This is a genomic window from Streptomyces sp. SA15 (assembly GCF_002291145.1).
GTDB lineage: Bacteria > Actinomycetota > Actinomycetes > Streptomycetales > Streptomycetaceae > Streptomyces.
The window spans coordinates 14,084-32,165 of the sequence record NZ_NTGE01000215.1; the positions used below are offsets into that span (position 1 = coordinate 14,084).

Consider the following 18,082-nt stretch of genomic DNA (forward strand, 5'->3'; position numbering starts at 1 on the left):
CCTGAAGGTGTGATCGGAGGAATGCGGGTGCTGTCAGCCCGGGGCGAGTTCGACGTAGTCGAGGTTGGGCAGACCGCCGGCGCCGGTGGGGTTGAAGCGGATGATGTTGCTGCCCTCGCCGACGTTGACGGTCAGCGTCTTCGAAATCCACCTGGACCATGCGCCCGTGCCCTCGAACGACACCTGCTGGACTCGCGTGCCGTTGACGATGAGATCCGCGGGCCGGGCCGTCGTGGTGCCATTGGCGAACCTGACCGCGATGGTGGCGGTGCCCGCGCTGGCCGCGTTCACGGTGAACTGTGCATAGGCGCCGGCGGCGTTGTCACCGTTGCAGAATCCGGTGCCCGAATAGCCGGGCCAGTCGGCGTCGATGGTGCCGCTGCACACCGCCGGCGCCGACTCCGCCTCGTACCGCGAGGCGGAGTCGCTGCCCCGCACGACGTAGGTGACGGCCGACCGCGCCGGCACGGTTGCGGTGAAAGCACCGTCCGTCACGGCAAGCGCGGGCTGAGCCGTCATGCTGTTGCCGCCGTTCGTGAGGTACGGCGTCGCCATGCCGCCGCCGATACCGGTGTTCCGCAAGGAGAACGTGACCTCGTTGGCGCTCGTTGCCGCGTTGAGGGCGACCATGACCACGGTGCCGTCCGTGTTGCGGAAGGAGGATATGCGCAGATTCCTGTCCGATGTCGATGCTGAGATTCGGGTCGCGCCCGGACGAATGAACCGGCTGTAGTTGGCCATCGCCCATAGCCGCTTGGACACGCGGTAGGCATCGCCATCGAGCTGGATGAAGCCGCGGGTGGCCCCGGTGGATGCGCCATACCAGTACACGTAGGCGTTGACGTTGCCACCGGTCAGCGCCGTGTGAATCTCATTGGCCACCCGGTATCCGTCGTAGCCGCTGCCGTCGTCCCAGGCTTCGTTCCACGTGGTGCCGTCCGGTGACCACTCGGACATCCACGTTGGTTTCGATGTGGGCAGGGGTGTGCTCGGGTAGCTGCCGTACGAGTGACCCGTGTGCAGGTCGACCAGCCCGCGTGCTGTGCTGTCGGCCTCGATCGCATGGGTATAGGTTTTCTGCCCGTCCCAGCCGACCACATCGCAGCACGCCATCTTCAGCCCATTGGCGTCCGCGATCGGCCCGATGACCCTGCTGAACTCCACCGCTTGCGCCGGCGTCAGCCGCATCGACGAATAATCGGTGGTCCAGTTCGGCTCGTTGGTGAAACCCAGATCGGTGATGGCGATCCCTTCCTGGGCGTAGAACTTGGCGAACTGCACCAGATAATTCGCGTAGGCGCGCCGCCAGTCGCCGCCGGCGCACGAAGCGCCCGACAGCCCGCACAGCGTGCCGCCGTTGGTGTCGCTGCCGTTGGTCTTCATGTAACCCGGCGCACTCCACGCGTCGGCGTAGAACCGGTTGACCCCGTAAGCCTTCGCCTGTTGCGCCAGCCAGACCTGGCCATCGTCGTTGCCGTTCCACACATAACGCGGTGTCGCGTTCGGACCACCGGGATTCACCGGCTGGATGGAGCCGGGGCCGGAGGCGATCCCCAGCCGCAGGATCGACAGCCCCGCACCGGTGGAACGCGACAACAGCAGGTCCAGGACCTCCTGTTGCTTCTGGGCCGACAGTCCCTGCGATCCGCGCATGATTGCCGAACGGCCGAAGAATTCGGAGAAGCCAAAGCCATCGATCTTCTGGTATTCGGTCGAGCCGTTCACGGTCACCGTTGCGGCCGCCGGAGCCGGGGGTTCGATCGCGGCAGTGCCGGCGACAGCCGTTATCATCGCGGCCATCACGGCGAGCAGTCGACTTCTCATGGCAACCTCAGCAGGTCGAGTTCGTTTGGGTGAGCAGGCCGAGCCGCCACGGCAGCAGGCTGTACGGGTCGCCGGCATTCGGGTCTTTGCCCTGATACAGGTACCGCATCCCGCACGGGCTGATGGGCAGTGTCTGGTCGATGCCGTTGCGGATCATCTCGCCATGGCTGATGTCACGCGTCCACGTCGTGCCGCTGAATGTCACGTTCGCCGCGCCGGCGAACGGACTGGCCTCTGTCACGGCCAGCGCCGTCCACGGTCCGGTGATGGCCGGTGACGTCCACGAGCGGAAGTAGCGCTTGCCGCCGGAGCCGATCGCCTCGACTATGAGCAGATATTGCGAGCTCGCTGAGCGGTATACGTTGGCCGCTTCCCACAGCGGATATCGAGCGCTGTCCTGCATGGCGATGACGGTGTTACCCAAGCCGTTGGGGAAGTTTGACAGTGAGGTCTCCGACCGGTACAGGTGGCCGTTGGCGTCGGAGGAGAACAGGTAACATTTCGCGCTGTCGCAGATCACCCAGAAGTCGACCCAGTAACCGTTGCCGATGTTGTCCCTGATGATCTGCGGCATTCCGTCGGCGTAGAAAGGCTTCGGCGCGCTCCACGACCGCGGGTTGCTGATGTCGGACGTCGTCGAGTACGCCGCGTTCGATCCGGTCTGGAAGACGAGATACCACTTTTGCTGCGGCGCGAAGTAGAATACCTGGGGCGCCGCTTTGTAGCCGCCGCCGATCGCGGTCTGATCGAGGTAGTGCTGCGTGGCAGAATTCGCCTGCGACCAGTCGGTGAAGTTCAGATACACCATGCTGTATGCGCCACTTTGGTTGGTGGTCGTGGCGAAGACGTGATAGCGGCCGTTGTGGTACACGACCGACGGATCCTTGAGTGCGCGGATGTTGTGCGTCGCATCGGATTTCGGCGAGATGAGTATCCCGCTGGAGCTCCACTGGAAACTGCCCGGAAGCCCGCCCCCGAGATTGAAGTCCAGATAGTCGATGTTGGGCAGCCCGGTGGCGGCAGCCGACCTGATCCGGATGATGTGGTCTCCGGCGCTCACCGGCACCGTGAGCGTTTTCGTCGTCCAGGACGACCAAGAACCGGTGGGTTCGAACGAGACACTTTGGACGGTCGCGCCGTCGACCAGAACGTCTGCCGGGCGCGCGGTTGTTCCACCGTTGGCGAAGCGTATGCCGAGCGTGGCTGTGCCCGCCGTCGCCACGCTCACGGCAAATTGTGCGTGCGCCCCGACGGCATTGTCCGTGTTGCAGAAGCCGCTGCCGGAGAACCCGGACCAGTTCGCATCGATGGTGCCGACGCAACTGGCGGCGGCGCTCTCCGCCTCGTACCGCGCCGCCGCCGCGTGCGCCGAATTCCCTTGTGCCACAACGAACGTACTGATGAGCAGGCATAAGCCCGCGATGGCAGACTTCAGTCGCATGACGGCTACTCCAGGTGGAAAGTGGCGTCCGCGCGGTCGGTGGCGGTGCTCAGCGGCTGGGCGTAGAGCGCGTAGCTGTAGTGGCGCAGGTAGCGGCCCGGGGTACTGACGGACTCGAAGCTCACCGCGGCCGGGTCGGCCTGGCCTGCCCGCCGGGTGAAGCTCGCACTGTTCTTGAACCCGGTCGTGCCGTCGCTCTTGTCCAGCCAGATCTCGTAGTTCCGGTTCCGCAGGTAATAGCCGGGATTGCTGGTTGACTCCAGCGACACCGTGCCGCTTCCGGCCAGCCCGGTGACCATACGGAACTGCGACTCGGCCAGGTTCGTCATATCCGCGTCGATCCGTCCGCGGAACGAGACCTGCCGGATGTAGCGGTGCGGGAAGTTGTACGACCTGAACCGGTACGGCGTCACCCCGTCCGGCACCGGGATGCCGAAGTTCGGTGTGCCGTCGGCGTTCCAGTACAGCTTCTGGATGCGGGTCCGCCGGTTCGGGTCGTTGAGCGGATCGCCGCTGATGTCGCGGTAGCTGCGGTCGTGGTAGACGAGGATGTCGCTCTGGCCGTCCTCGGAGACCGTGAACGAGTTGTGCCCCGGGCCGTACTGGCTCGTCGCGGCGTTGCTCCTGAACACCGGCTGCTGCCTCTTGCTCCACGACGTCGGGTTCATCAGGTTGGCGGTCACCGGAGCGGTCAGCATTCCCATGCAGTAGTTGCTGTCCGTGGCGCTGGCCGAGTAGGTCAGGAACACCCTGCCGTTGCGGATGAGCACCGACGGGGCTTCGTTGACCTTGTACCCTTTGGTCTCCCACGACAGCGTCGGCACGCTCAGCCGCGCCGGGGCGCCGGAGATCGTCCACGGGTTGCTCATCGGCGCCAGATAAAGGCTGCTGTTGTTGCCGATCGCCGGGTCCTGCTGGGCCCAGCACAGGTAGCGGGTGCCGTTGTGCGCGAACGTGGTCGCGTCCAGGGAGAACGTGTCCGCGTGGGTGATGATGCGCCCCTTCTCGACCCACGTGCCGGTGAACGGGTCGGCGCTGCTGTTCTCCAGGACCCACATCCGGATCCGCCAGACGTCGTTGCTGCGGCCCGCGGCGAAGTAGATGTACCACTTGCCGTTGATGAAGTGGATCTCCGGCGCCCAGATGTGGGCACCCATGTCCCCGCTGGCGTGCTTGCGCCAGATCACCGACTCGTCCGCGCCGCCCAGCCCTTGCAGCGTCGATGCCCGGCGCAGGATGATCCGGTCGTACTCGGGCACCGTCGCGGTGCAGTAGTAGTAGCCGTCGGTGTGCCGGAAGATGTGCGGGTCGGCCCGCCGTGCGATCAGCGAGTTCGTGTACGTCACCGGCGGTGACGCCCATGCCGCTGATCCGGTCAGCAGGGTTGCCGTGGCCGCCGCGCCCAGTGCGGGGACGGCGAGGAAAGTACGTCTGCGCATCGGTCACTCCTTCCTCAGACGGGTTGCAGCTGCCACTGCTGGCAGTTGTTGTTGAGCCAGCGCCACTGGCGTACTGCGGATCCGTCGGCAGTGCCGCAGCCGGGCACGTCGGCGACCTTGCCGCTGTTGACGTTGGTCAGCCGCACCCAGCCGCCCTGATCGGTGACGGGCATGCGATATTTCTGGCAGTTGTTGTTCAGCCACGACCACTGCTGGATATTGGTGCCGTCGGCGGTACCGCAGGCGTCGACGTCGAGTGCCTTGCCGCTGCGAACGTTGACCAGCCGGCTGGTGTCGTTGCCCAGGTCCTCGATGCGCCACTGCTGGTTGGTGCCGCCGTTGCAGGTCCACTGGATGACGTCCGCGCCGTCGGCGCCTGAGGCGCCGGACACGTCAAGGCATTTGCCGCTGTGACGGTTGACGATCCGGTACGCCGACGGCGTGGCCGCCGTCTCTCCGGCCGGACCGGCGAGTGTCACACCTGTTGCCACCGGAGTCCCGAGGTTCGGCGTCCCGTTCGCGTTCCAGGTGAACTTCTGCGCCCGGGTGGTCCGCCCGTTGCCGCAGCCGCCGTTGGAGGCCGAGTTCGCGTGGTAGACGATCCAGTTCTCGGTGCCGTCCGGGGAGGTGAAGAAGCCGTTGTGACCGGGCCCGTAGACCCTGTTGGCGTCGTTGCGCTGGAAGATCGGGCCGGCTGCCTTGGCCCAGGACGAGGCGGACAGCGGGTCGCCACCGGTGTAGGTGAGCATGCCCAGCTTGTAGTCGGCGGTCTGGCACGAGCTCGCCGAGAAGGTGACGAAGGTCTGGCCGTTGCGCTGCAGCGCCACAGGGGCTTCGTTGACCGGCGCGCCGGACCGCTCCCACGAGTTGGTCGGCTGCGAGATGACGCTGAACGTGCTGCTGGCGAGGGTGTACGGGTTGCTCATCGGCGCGATCACCAGGCTCTGCGCACTGCCGCCCACGAACCCGCTGCCGAGCAGGTAGAGCGAGCCGCCCAGACGCAGCACGCTGGCGTCGATGAGCCAGCCACCCGGGGTGAGATTGGAGCCGGCGAGCTTGTTCTTGTACGTGTACGGGCCCATCGGGTCGGCGCCGGCGCTCTCCAGCACGTGGGTGCGCTGGCTGTCGCAGCAGGCGGCGCCGACCTGGCCGGCGGAGTAGTACAGGTACCACCGGCCGTCGATGAAGTGGATCTCGGGGGCCCAGAAGTTTGTCCCGCGCGAGGACGTGCTGTCCTCCCAGACCTGCACGCTGGGCGCGGTGGCGAGCCCGGCCAGCGTCGGCGCCTTGCGCATCAGCAACTTGTTGGTGAACGTCGTCGTGATCAGGTAGTAGTTGCCGTTGTAGTACTCGAGCCAGGGATCGGCCCCCTTCTGAGCCTTGATCGGATTGGTGTACGGGCGGCCCGGTGCGGCGGAGGCCGGCTGCGCGATGCCGGCAGACAGCGCCGTGCACAGCGCCATCAGCACGGCCAGGAGGACGCGGTAGCGAGTACCGGACATGTCGGAGCCCTTTCGACAGTGATCGTTTCGGTCGCTCCACGACGGGGCGGCTCAGCCCCAGCGCTGCAGCAGCCGGTCGTACTCGGCCTGGGTGACGGGGAGGACGGTGCCGTGGCGCGGCCGGCCGGGCAGGGAGTAGCCGGAGACGGGCGTCCATTGCCGGGCGTTCAGGTCGGTGGTCGTGAACGGGACGTAGCCCCGCCCGCCGTACTCGTCGATGAACATGTACCAGCGCTCGTCGGTATTCGATTTGAAGACCAGCGGGCCCTCGCCCTGGCTGATCGCGTTGTTCCCGAGGCATTCGGCGACGAACGAGTAGGTGCGGTTGAGGATGGTCGCCGACTTCTCCGCGAGGATGAACTTGCCGCACGCGGTCTGCGACGCGCTCCGCTCGTCCTTCGTGAAGCGGTAGTACGTGCTGTCGTGCTTGATCAGCGTCGAGTCGATCGTCGAGTAGCCCTTGTCGACCCAGACCTGTGGGGCGCTGAAGGTCCGGAAGTCGGATGTGGTGGCGTACATCATTCGGTTGTAGCTGCTGCCGGTGTGGTTCGGATCGCCGGCCGAGTACAGCTTCGACGCCCAGAAGACGACGTACTTGCCGAGTTCTTCGTCGTAGTACGCCTCCGGGGCCCACGTATTGCCGGCCGTGTCCGGTGAGACGCGTGCCAGGCGTGGCGCGCTCCAGTTCACCAGGTCGGTCGACTCCCAGACCACGATGGACTTGCTGCCCGTCCGCTGGACCTGGTCCCAGTTGCCGTTGCCGTACATCCGCAGGTCGGTGGCGATCTGGTAGAACTTGTCGCCCTCCGGTGAGCGGATGATGAACGGATCGCGCACGCCGCGGGTGCCCACGGTCGAGGTCAGCACGGGCCGTCCGTCGTTCAGCTGGCGCCACCGGGTCGGGTCATTGCCCTGGCTGAGCGCGAAGTAGACCTGCTCGCCGGCGGAGGTGTTCTCACCGGTGAAGTAGGTGAACAGATAGCCGGCGTACTTCGGGACCGGTGCCGCGTCGACACGGACCAGTTGCCACTGCTGGTTGGTGGCGCCCGTGTCGGTGTACTGGGAGATCCGCGCGCCGTCGGCGGTGGAGCGCTCCCAGACGTCCAGCGCCTTGCCGCTGTTGCGGTTGATGAGCTTGACGTATCCGCTGTCGGTGTCCACGACGCGGAATTGCTGGTTGGTGCCGCCGGTGTCGGTCCATTGGATGACGTTCGCGCCGTTCGCCGTGGACGCCGAGGAGACGTCCACCACCTTGCCGCTGTGCCGGGCCCGGAGCTTGTAGTAGCCGCTGCCGGAGTCGACGAACTGGAACTGCTGGGCGGCCTGGTCGGCGCGGGTCTGCTGCTGGACGGCGGCGCCGCCGGCGGTCGACTGGTCGGCGATGCCGATTGCTTTGCCGCTGTGCCGCGCCACGAGCTGGTAGTACGCGCCCGGATCGATCACGGCCGCATTCGCCGACGGTCCCACGATCGCCGCGAGGCAGCTGGCGATCAGTGCGCCGACGAGGACGAATATCGTGCGGCGGCGTAACGGACGTCTCGGTGCGGCCGGTGCGTGGAAAGGCTGTCTCATGGAACCCTCTTGGGTTGCAGATAGCTGACCAGGGACAGGTTGTGTTCGCGGACCCCCTCGACGACCAGGTCCGCCATCTTCCCGGCGCCGTACTCGGAGAAGTGGGTGTTGTCCGTGACCCCGTCCTCCGACTGGCGCAGGTAGAGCGCGGCGGAGCTGGTCGGCCCCAGCGACTCCACCAGCGCTTTGCTCTTGGCGGTCAGGTCGATGACCGGCACGTTGAGCGCGGAGCCGAGCCTGCGCATCTCGGCCGGCAGGTCGACGCCCACGCCGTTGACATGGAGTGCGGTCGGAGTGAGCCGGTTGCCGTTGAACTGCCGCCGCACCGGTGGTGTGACGAGAACGGGGTCGCCGCCCTTTTCCCGCACCTGATTGATCATGGAGGTGAGGTTGCTGCGGAACGCCGATGCCGACGTGGACTTGTCGTTGTGTCCGAACTGGATGAGTACCAGGTCGTTGCTCTTGATCAGTGGCTTCATGGTGGGGAACAGCGCCGAGTTGCGCAGGAAGCTCCCCGAGCTCTCGCCGGAGTCCCCGTAGTTGGCGATGGCCGCGCCCGCCGTCACATGCGTGGGCAGGATCTGGCCCCAGCCGGTCCACGGAGCGAGCGTCTGGTCACATGTCGTGGAGTCCCCCGCCAGGTACACCACCAGGGGGTTGGTCGCCGCCTGCACCGTCAGGCCGGACAGCTGCGGCGCCTTTCCGGCGAAGGTGATGTCCAGTCCGGGAGTGCCCGTCCCGCCTTGGCCCGTCGGCTGGCCCTCCGGCTGCCGCACGTTGATGGTGAAGGTGTGCTGGGTGATCGTGCCGGCCGCGGTGTCGACCGCGGGCAGGACGCGGCGGCGGGCCTCCACCGACATCGAGGTGTTGCCCGCCGCGGCGCTGTCGCCGATCCATGCGGTGACGGTGAAGTTGCCGGGAGCGACGTCGAAGTGGCAGACGATGGGCGCGCCGCCGGAGCACTGCGGCGGCCGGCCGGGCGGCTCGGGCGATGTGCCGGCCTCGACGTCGAGGTAGTCCACATTGGGCAGACCGCCGGCGCTGGTCGGACTGAGCCGGATCGTGTTGCTGCCTGGATTCAGCCGCACGGCCGAGGTTTTCGTGGTCCAGCTGTTCCATCCGCCGGTGGGCTCGAATGACGTCGACAGCACGGTGACGCCGTTCACCATCACGGCGGCGGGGCGTGCCGTGGTGGAGCCGTTGGCGTATCGGATCGCCAGCGTCGCCGTACCTTCCTCAGTCGCGCTCACCGTGAACTGCGCGGCCGCGCCGACCTCGTTGTCGCCGTTGCAGAATCCGGTGCCGGAGTAGCCGTCGTGGTTCGACTCGATGAGCCCATCGCATGTGGCCGGCGCGGCTTCCGCCTCGTACCGGGGGGCCGCGGTGGATGCCACCGCGGGGCTGACCATGTGGCCGACGCCGGCCAGTATTGCGGCAAGTACGGCAGTGAGCAGCGCTCCGCGCCGTCTGGCTAAAAGCATGATCGACCTCCAGAAGCGTGGAGTGGGGCGGTGCCGGATCATCGGCCCCGCCCCACCACACGTCAGACGCGGCGACGGGCGAAGCGCTGGTTGGCGTTGCCGGAGTAGGTGTACTGGGTGATGCGAGCGCTGTTGGCGGTGGAGTACTGCCAGACGTCCATGGCCAGGCCGGACTCCCGGTTGACGAGACTGATCACGTCACCGCCGTGGTCGACGACGCGCCACTGCTGGCCGGTGGCGCCGGAGTCGGTCTGCTGAACGATGTCCGCGCCGGTCGTGGTGCCCGCGGGCTGGAGGAACAGGCCACTGTGCCGGGCCTTGACGCGGACGTGGCCGTCGCCGGCGTCCACGAACTCGAACTGCTGGTTGGGGCGGCTGTTGGCGGTGTACTGGACGAGCCGGGCGCCGGCGGCGGTGGAGGCCTCGTAGATGTCGGCGGCCTTGCCGCTGTGCTGGGCCACCAGGCTGTAGACGGCCGGGCCGCCGGGGGTGTCGCCGCCCAGCTGGGCTTCCCACCTGGTGTTGGATCCGGCCGCGTCGGCCGGGAGGCGGTCCCGTGCGGCGGTGTCGTCGTACATCGTCCAGCGGGCCCAGTCGACGACGGTCCTGGGGAAGCGCTGGTCGCTCCAGAAGCTGGTGTGGCTGCCGCCGACGAAGGTGAGGAACGCCTTGGGCCAGGTGATCTCCGAGTACGCCTGCCGGGCCGAGGAGTACTGCGTGGTGGAGTCCCGGTCGCCGTGCACGAACAGGACCTTGGCCGTGACCGAGCTGGACGGGTTGCCCATGTCCACGCAGGACTGGGGGTTGGCGGAGATGATCCTGCTGTCCGGCCAGGAGGTCAGCAGGCCGTGGGTGACCATGCCGCCCAGGGAGTGGCCCGAGACGCCGACGCCTATGCCGGTATTGATGTGCCCGGCCAGCGGTCCGCTCGCGTTGAGCGCGAGGGTGTTGGTGAGGACCTGCGAGACGTCCTTGGAGGTGTTGCCGTTGTTGACGTCGCTGAAGTTGTGGTTGAAGTGCGGGGCGGGGACGATGAAGCCCGCGGAGGCGAGGGCTCGGATGATGAACAGGGAGTTCTGCGGGCTGCTTCCGTAGCCGTGGGTGAAGTTGTAGACGGGGAAGACACCGCCCGCAACCGGGGCGTTCGTCACCGGGTTGCCGCCCGGGGTGCCGGTGGCAGGGTAGTAGACGTAGGTGGTGCACGGACGGCTGCCGCGGGTCCAGTTGTACCGGCGTACGCCGACCGCGAACGGCGTGGTCGGCGCCGTGCCCAGCGGGCTGACGGCGGCCGGTGCCGGTCCCGTGCCGAGCAGTGACAGACCCACGCCCGTCGCCCCGACGGCGCTGATGCGCAGGAATGTGCGTCTTTGCATGGTCATGGATGGCTCCTTGGGTACGGGGATAGGGGGCGCTCAAGACCTGTTCGCCGCTTTGGGGACGACGTCGACGACCGCCGTGACCGGTCCCTTGCCGGTCATCCCGGTGACCGTCACCTCACCCGGCTTGTCGGTCGCGCCGGGCGGCAGCGGCTTCCAGCGGACGGGGACGCCGGTGATCGTGTCGTTGGCGGTGGTGAGCATGCGGATGGAGGAGGGCAGCTTCGGGGCGGCACCCACCGTGGTGGCGGTGTAGACGGTGTCCTGGAGGATGTGCTTGGCACGGCTGGCGTTGAAGACGTTGATGGACGCGTGCGGCTCCCATGTATTCGGCAGTTCCGGCACGGCCCGGAACATCGGCTGGAAGCCGGCCGGCTCCCACACCAGCACTCCTGAACCGCGGTTGTTGACCACGTCGTTGGCGGCCTGGAAGACCCGCTGGACGGCATCCGCCTGTCCCTGAATCGTGCGCGGGTACGGTGAGCCGGGCACCGGCGAGCCGTCGCCGCCCGAGGCGGGGTAGGCGGTTTCGGCGACGTCGACTTCGTAGTCGGGGTAGGTGGTGGCGATGGTGTTGAGGTTGTGATCCAGCGCCTCGGGCGTGCCATGCCACTCCGGGTAGTACGAGATGGCCAGCACGTCAGGGTTCTGGCCTTTTGCCTTCACCCGGGTGAGGAACTGGTCCCAGAACTCCATGGTTTTGGCGAGCCCGTCGTTGTCCTTGCCGACGATCACGTGGATCTCGACCTTGGACTTCGGTGACGCGTCACGGACGGCCTTGATCCCGGACGCGGCCAGGGTGGTGAAGCGGTCCCACGACTCGTCGTAGAGCTTCCGCTCCGCCGGGTCGGTTGACTTCCAGTACTTCCAGAGCAGGCCACCGCCGGGTTTCGACTGGTAGATATCGGCCTGTTCGACGAAATACGGCGGATTCGTGGTTCCGATGTGGGCCGCCTCGCTGCCGTACATGAATCCGTTGATGATCTCGTTGCCGACGGCCACTTTCTCCGGTGTGGTGCCCTGCTGGATCAGCCGGTCCAGGTAGTCGGCGGTGTAGTCGTACACGGCCTTGGACAGGTCCGCGAACTCCAGCTCGGCCCAGCGGCGTGGTTTCGGCTGCTTGCTCGGGTCGGCCCATGAGTCCGCGTAGTGGAAGTCGATGCCCAGGCCCATGTCCCGCTGCTTGATCCACTTGGCTGAGGTCAGTGAGCGCTCCGGACCCTGTCGCGGTATCGGCGTCGGTTTACCGGTGCTCTCGCTGCGCGGCTCGTTGAAGATCCGCAGCCGGGCGTACTGCATGCCACGGTCCTTGGCCACGTCGAGCAGGTGTGGGCCGGCGCCGCGGTCCTCGGCCAGGGGATTGACCCAGTACTGCCGGTCCTGGACGTCGTCCACCCAGGACAGATCGGCACCGAGGGTGAGGTTGTCGCGCAGGTAGTTGAAGACCTGGAGCTCGCTGACCCCGGCCCGAGCACTCCCCTGCCCACCGGTGAACATCAGCCGGACGAAGCGCGTTCCCGGCCGGGTGAACAGGTGCACTTCCCCGCGCGCCACGGCTCGGTTACGGGACCGGTCGGCGATGGTCTTCCACCGGCGGCCGTCGGATGAAGCCTCGACCACGTACGGGTAGGCCACGCCACGGTCCGGGAAGATGACCTTGACCTTGCGCAGGTTGTCGTACCCGCCCCCGAGGTCGACAGTGAGCCATTGCCGGGCGCCGGCGCGATCGGGGTGCCAGGACGTCGTCGGGTCGCCGTCGATGGCCAGCCCGGCCTGTGACGAGCCGCTGCCGGCCGTCGCCGAGGCCCAGGCCTTGGCGGCGATATTGCTTTCGATCGGCTTGATGTCCGCGCTTCCGTAGATCGCATTCGCCGGCGTGGGCGCCATGAGTAACGTCGCGGACGCCACGGTGACCAACGTCGTCGTGCCTGCGATGACGCGGGCCGGACGCTTGTTGCTCATTCCTTCTCCTGGCCATGTGACGGTGTCGTGGTCCGAGGCAGGCGGTGCCGCACGCTCTGCCGGTCGGAGAGGAGACCGGCAGAGCGTGCAGCGGGTCAGGCAGCCGGGGCAGCGACATCGAGGCAGTCGATGTTGGGTAGTCCGGCTGCCGTGGTCGGATCCAGCCGGATGGTGTTGCTGCCGGCTTTCAGCGAGACGGTTGCGGTCTTGGTCGACCAGTTCGACCACGCGCCGGTGGTCTCGAAGGAAACAGGTCCCACCGTGGTGCCGTTGACGACGAGGTTCGCCGGCCTCGCCCCGGCACTGGCGGCGTTGGCGAACCGGATCCCCACCGTCGCCGTGCGGGCGGTCTCCGAGTTCACGGTGAACTGCGCGTACGAGCCCGCGGCATTGCCGCCGTTGCAGAACCCGCTGCCGGAGAAGCCGGAGTGATCCGAGTCGATCGTGCCCTGGCACTCCGCCGGGGCGGTCTCCACCTCGTAGCGGACCCCCGCTGGCGGTGCTGTGTCGCCGGAGGTCTTGACGAGTGAGAGCTGGTCGACGATGACGCCGCCGGAACCGGACGCCCGCACGGTGACGGTGGCGGCCCCGCTGGGCAGCGCGATGCCGGTGAGCTCGCGCTTGGCCCAGCCGCTCGACGACGGGATGCCAAGGGTGCGTTGGCTGCCGTTGGCGCCGGTGATCACGACCTGTCCGGCGCTGCCCCGGGCGTGCAGGGACAGGGTGTAGGTGCCTGCGGGCACCGCCGCGACCCGCTGCTCGACGCCGCCGCTGTTGCTCACCTGGAGGGCGAAGCGAGACCCGTTCACACCACCGTTGACGTTGGTCACCGAACCGCCGAGGTTCCGCCATCCGCGCACACTGGAGACGATGATGCGGTCGGCCTGGATGTCGGGGTTGAGGATGTAGTTGTTCGCCGGCCCGACACGCCACTCTCCGGTCGTGACGTTGAACTGCCACTGGCTCACCGAGTGGAACTGCGGCCTCGCGCCGGTCTTGGTGATCGGCACCCACTGGTTGTACCCGATGCCGTTCCAGGCGAAGTCGGCCCAGCGGTCGCCGGCGTAGATCACCGTGTTCTGCTTGGTGCCCTTGACCGTCACGAAGAACCCGGTCTGGGTCACGTGGCTGTAGTCCATCTCGGTGCCGGCGAGGACGTACTCGCTGCTGTAGGAGCCCTGGACGTTGCTGCTGGTCGACTCATTGACGTAGTTGACAGAGGTGTTCCAGCCGTGCAGGTCCGACGCCGCGTGGTAGTACTTGCCGTCGAGCTTGAACATGGCGTTGCCCTCGCGACCGGCGCCGCGGCGGATCTCCACGCCGGGCTCGATCCGCAGTGAGTCGGACTCCCGGAACTTGGCCACGAAACCGCGCGACCGTCCTTCGCGGTTGGAGAAGATCAGGTAGTCCTTGCCGTTGTCGTCGGTGAAGACGGTCTGATCCCCGGTGCCGGTCGTGGGCGAGTTGGTGATCTGGGTCTGGAAGTAGCCGTAGTCGAAGGTGTCGGTGGGCGAGTCGCCCTGCAGCAGCAGGACGCCGTGCCCGCCTCTGCCGGTGTGCCACATCTGCGTGGCGAGCACGTATTTGCCGGTGTTCTCGTTGTACGAGACACCGAGCCGCCCGACCCAGCCCGCACCACCCATGGTGGCGCCGCTGCCCACGCCGGTGGAGCGCGTCGCGACGCGGTTCTCGAACTTCCAGTTCACCAGGTCCTTGGACGAGTACACGGGGATCGACACGAAGCTGACGTCGCCGTCGTACTTCCTCGTCGGATTGGCCCGGTAGAGTTCGGCGCCCCGGTAGTGGACGCCGTACCAGTAGTAGGTGTCGCCGAACTTGAAGACGCCGCCGCCCTGCGAATAGATCGGGTTGCCGTCGGTGTCGTTCCAGAAGGTGTTGTTCGTGATGGTCTGGAACGTGCCTTCGTCAGCGGCCTTCAGATCGCCGGCGGCGGTCATCAGGGCTGTCTTCGCGTCGGCGACTTCCGACGTGCCGGCAGATGTGTCGTCGGCTACCGCGGCCGCGGTCCGCAACGCCTTGGCGAAGGGTTTCCAGGAGCGGGCCGTGTACTTCGACGGAGTCCGGGTCTGGTACTCGGACACGATGTGTTTCAGGCCGCGCTCCTTCGCCAGTGGGGCAGCGGCACGCCGGTCCTGGACCTCCTTTTCCGGCGCCTGCGCCGTCAGTTTTTCCTTTACCGGTGCCTCCGCCGCAGCGGTACTCGCCGACACCGGGGCCGCCAGCGCCATGGATAACACCGCGGCGGCGGCCCACTTCCAGTACTTCGAGACAGTACGCGATCTGTGCCTCAAGATGTCACCTTCCATCACTCTCAAAGGCGCCGAGATCCGGCGCACTTCCGCTGAAGGGCAGTCCCACATTGGTGCCCCTGTCGATCAGGCCACTGTTCGCTGCGAGCCGGAGGTGGGGCAGCAGCGGCAGGCTCCCGTCGGTCTGGCGGGGCGCGTCCCAGCCGGACGTCGACACGCTCTGGAACTGGGAGTCCGACAAGGGGATGCCGAGATTCCAGGTGTTGTACGCGGCGTTCGTGCCGGTCATGTACGACGTCGGCGTTCCGGTGTAGGCGATGTTGTTGCGCAGGTTGCCCCGGCCGACGGCGGCGCCGCTCGAGTTGACTCCCCTCATGTTGAAGTTGGGGTGGTTTCCGTAGCCGGTGTTGTTGAAGAAGTCGTTGGCCACCGGGTGGTGGTTGGCGTAGAAGCCGGCCGCCCTGTTGAGGAACGCCACCGAGAAGCGGACGGTGTGCTTCGGCGCGTTCGCCTGGTAGTCACCCCCGTAGCCGCCGGACTTGAAGCCGGCTCCGTTGCCGGAGGGCGTCGTCGTCCCCGGCACGTATCCATTGCGCCAGGCCCACGAGTTCTCGATAGTCACGGGCGAGTAGGTGGAGATGAGGTCGAACCCGTCATCGGCGTTCCACCACGCCCGGCATCCCCGGAACACATTTGCGGCCCGGCCGGCCGGCGTGTAATGCGCACCGAATCCGTCGGCGTTCTCGCCGGGCCCGTCATTGCTGCGCAGATCGTAGTTGTCGTGCGAGTCCGAATTGAGGACGAGATTGCCTGCCCCGCCGTTGATGAACAGGCCGGTTCCCATGTGGTGGTGGGTATTGATCTGTTCGAAGACGCCGTTGCTGCCGGAGACCCAGATTCCCCAGGACTCGGCATTCCGGGTGTTGTTCTGCGGTACGCCGGTGACATCCAGTCCTTTGAGATGGATCCAGTTTCCGGTGACGGAGAAGCCCTTGATACGGCAGTTGTCCGTCATGCGCGAGAAGTCGAAGACCGGTTTCTCGCCCGGATAGGCCCAGTACCGGATCGGGTTGCCGGAGCTGCCGCTCTTGTTCAGGGTGATCGCGTCGACTCTGGCGGTCTGGCTCGAACAGGCGCTGTTGGCGCGGGTATAGGCGTAGGTGCCGCCCCGGAAGTAGACCGTGTCACCCGCCGTGGCGACAGCCTGCGCACGGGCGATCGACCGCCACGGAGCGGCCTGCGTACCCGCTGCGCTGTCACTCCCGTTCGGAGCGACGTAGTAGGTGTTCCCGGCCGCCGCATCACTCGCGGACGTCGAGCTGGGAACCATCGTGATGGAGCCGGCCGTGACCGCCGAGACCAGGAGGGCACGGGTGACGAACTTCGTGGTTCCCACAGCGTGTTGCCTGACCGCCATCGAGATCTTGATGGAACGTTTCATAGATCCTCCCGTGCAGGGACAGGCCAGGTGATCACCGTCGGTCATGATTTCGTCGGCGGCCCAGCCCGCCGGTGTGGTGAGGGGCGATCTTCGCCGCGGAGTGCGGCGCCGACCGGGAGAGTGATGGGAGTGCTCGGGCATGGGCGCCGTTGTCTAAGACGTGTTGAAACGTTTACTACTGCCGGTGACGTGATCGTGTCAAGCGCTACGGTCGTCTTCGTTGTCGACCCAGGTGATGATCGCGCGGCGATCCGGTCCCAAGTTCCAACGACCACGCAAACGCTTTAACCCGCGCTCTTCGGTGGCGATCGGGGACGCGCTGAGCCCTTGCCCGCTTCCGTGCGACTGCGACCGCGAGGCCGCGGACTCCAACGCACTCAGCAGCCACCGCTATAAACGATTCAGCGGCGCAGCCCGGGGGCAACCCGCCCGTACAGGAGCCGGCAAGGCCGTCCCGACGGCCGCCGTCGGCCGTCGGGACGAACCAACTCACCTGCGGAGGTCCATCAGGAGGATGCCGTCGCCCTCGCCCTCCGCGCGGCCCTCGATTTTCAGACCGAAGGCCATGCGCGTGCCGTCGGGCGATACGACCGGATTGTTGGCCCCGAAGCCCTTGTAGTGGTTGAACGTGGTCATCCGCTCGAACGTCCCGGAGCCGTCCAGCGAGAGGCGCCAGATGTCGACCATGCCGGGGAACAGGACGAAGGCGAGGTCTCGCTCGACCATCGTGTAGCGGCCGGCCGGGTCCGTGCCTTCGGCTTCCTCGTAGAACAGCGAGGTCGGCGCGTAATCCTTGACGCTGCCGGTGCTGAGGTTGACGCCCATGGCCTGTCCGCCCTTGTGGAAGTAGGCGGAGAAGATCAGTTCGTCGTCCGGGTCGGCGTCGCCATCGGGCAGGGACCGGAAGTCCTGAGCCTCGACGGCCGGCGTGGCCAGGGAGACATCACGCTTGTCGAGGGCAACCCGCCGGCCGGCGATCTCTGGCATGCCGTTGCGGTAGACGATCCGGCCCGTCAGAATCTTCGACTTGCCGAACAGGGCGTCGACGATCACGTCCGGGCTGGTGAAGTCAATGGTCGACTGGTTCCATGCGATGCGGGTGGAACCAGGTTGCTTGGACACCGCGACGCCCTCCCAGCAACTCTCGCCGAGACGGACCGGGCCGCGTGTACCCAAGGGCCGCTGGAGCACCCATAGTTCGCCGCGGAAGCGGTCACCCTCGGGGTCCTCGGCGCTGCGCTCATCCACCGCGCACATGACGATGTCGCCGTTGGTCAGGTGGTGCGCCCGTAGCACTCCCCCGTGGAGCGCGGTCGACCTGGTCAGATTGCGGCTCACGCCGGTCGCCAGGTCGTGCTCCCAGAGGTCACCGATCGGAGCGTCGAGGAAGGCGAGGCGCTTGCCATCGGGAGACCAGTCGGCCCGTTGCGGTGCGCCGTCGTTCGGCAGCTGGATGTCCAGCAGCCGGATGTGGTCGGGCAGGTGGTCGACCGGTGAGCCGTCGAGGGTGCCCTTGTTCGGATCGAAGCCCAGCAGCGGCTGCCGGCCTGCGGCAGCGGCCGAGGACGTGTTCTTGTCCGTGGCCCCGACCGGCTGTGCGTGCACCTGAATCAGCAGGCACGCAAGGGTGATTGATCCCGCGAGTATGCGTAAGTGACGGGTAGTCATATTCGGCAGCTTGGCAGTCCGACGGTGCCGGTGCAAGAATCTTCTTGCATCGCACGAAGAGCCCAGGCCCCGGCCCGAGGGCGGCCCTCCTCTTGTCCTTACAATC

At 66.8% G+C, this 18,082-nt stretch carries 11 protein-coding genes; all 11 read right to left on the reverse strand.

All coding sequences use genetic code 11. The features are described 5' to 3' along the window. Positions 1 to 33: 33 nt before the first annotated feature. Positions 34 to 1,824, reverse strand: coding sequence for a glycoside hydrolase family 30 beta sandwich domain-containing protein (locus CLM62_RS46035; RefSeq protein WP_257004484.1), 1,791 nt, complete (start codon positions 1,822 to 1,824; stop codon positions 34 to 36). Positions 1,825 to 1,831: 7 nt separating this feature from the next. Next, the gene (locus tag CLM62_RS46040; RefSeq protein ID WP_095755879.1) at positions 1,832 to 3,265 is read right to left on the reverse strand and encodes a non-reducing end alpha-L-arabinofuranosidase family hydrolase; all 1,434 of its coding nucleotides are present in this window, start codon (positions 3,263 to 3,265) and stop codon (positions 1,832 to 1,834) included. A 5-nt stretch (positions 3,266 to 3,270) separates the two neighbouring features. After that, complete coding sequence (locus CLM62_RS46045) at positions 3,271 to 4,704, reverse strand: family 43 glycosylhydrolase (protein WP_095755880.1); 1,434 nt, start codon at positions 4,702 to 4,704, stop codon at positions 3,271 to 3,273. Between the two features lie 14 nt (positions 4,705 to 4,718). Beyond that, positions 4,719 to 6,206, reverse strand: coding sequence for a family 43 glycosylhydrolase (locus tag CLM62_RS46050; protein ID WP_095755881.1), 1,488 nt, complete (start codon positions 6,204 to 6,206; stop codon positions 4,719 to 4,721). A 51-nt stretch (positions 6,207 to 6,257) separates the two neighbouring features. Further along, on the reverse strand, positions 6,258 to 7,778 hold the full coding sequence (locus tag CLM62_RS53375) for an RICIN domain-containing protein (RefSeq protein WP_095755882.1): 1,521 nt from the start codon (positions 7,776 to 7,778) through the stop codon (positions 6,258 to 6,260). Then, entirely contained in the window at positions 7,775 to 9,259 is a 1,485-nt protein-coding gene (locus tag CLM62_RS46060) for a GDSL-type esterase/lipase family protein (protein WP_373559252.1), read from the reverse strand. Before CLM62_RS46060 ends, CLM62_RS53375 begins: the two co-directional genes overlap by 4 nt. A 62-nt stretch (positions 9,260 to 9,321) precedes the next feature. Then, a complete protein-coding gene (locus CLM62_RS46065) occupies positions 9,322 to 10,638 on the reverse strand; it encodes an RICIN domain-containing protein (RefSeq protein ID WP_095755883.1) in 1,317 nt (438 codons plus the stop codon). 33 nt (positions 10,639 to 10,671) lie between these two features. Further along, positions 10,672 to 12,597 (reverse strand): glycosyl hydrolase 53 family protein, encoded by a 1,926-nt coding sequence (locus CLM62_RS46070; protein ID WP_095755884.1) that lies wholly within the window; start codon positions 12,595 to 12,597, stop codon positions 10,672 to 10,674. A gap of 95 nt (positions 12,598 to 12,692) precedes the next feature. Continuing rightward, entirely contained in the window at positions 12,693 to 14,909 is a 2,217-nt protein-coding gene (locus tag CLM62_RS52850; protein WP_373559253.1) for a family 43 glycosylhydrolase, read from the reverse strand. 4 nt (positions 14,910 to 14,913) lie between these two features. Continuing rightward, entirely contained in the window at positions 14,914 to 16,449 is a 1,536-nt protein-coding gene (locus tag CLM62_RS46080) for a right-handed parallel beta-helix repeat-containing protein (RefSeq protein WP_257004485.1), read from the reverse strand. A 348-nt stretch (positions 16,450 to 16,797) separates the two neighbouring features. Beyond that, on the reverse strand, positions 16,798 to 17,913 hold the full coding sequence (locus CLM62_RS46085) for a PD40 domain-containing protein (protein ID WP_095755886.1): 1,116 nt from the start codon (positions 17,911 to 17,913) through the stop codon (positions 16,798 to 16,800). Between the last annotated feature and the right edge of the window lie 169 nt (positions 17,914 to 18,082).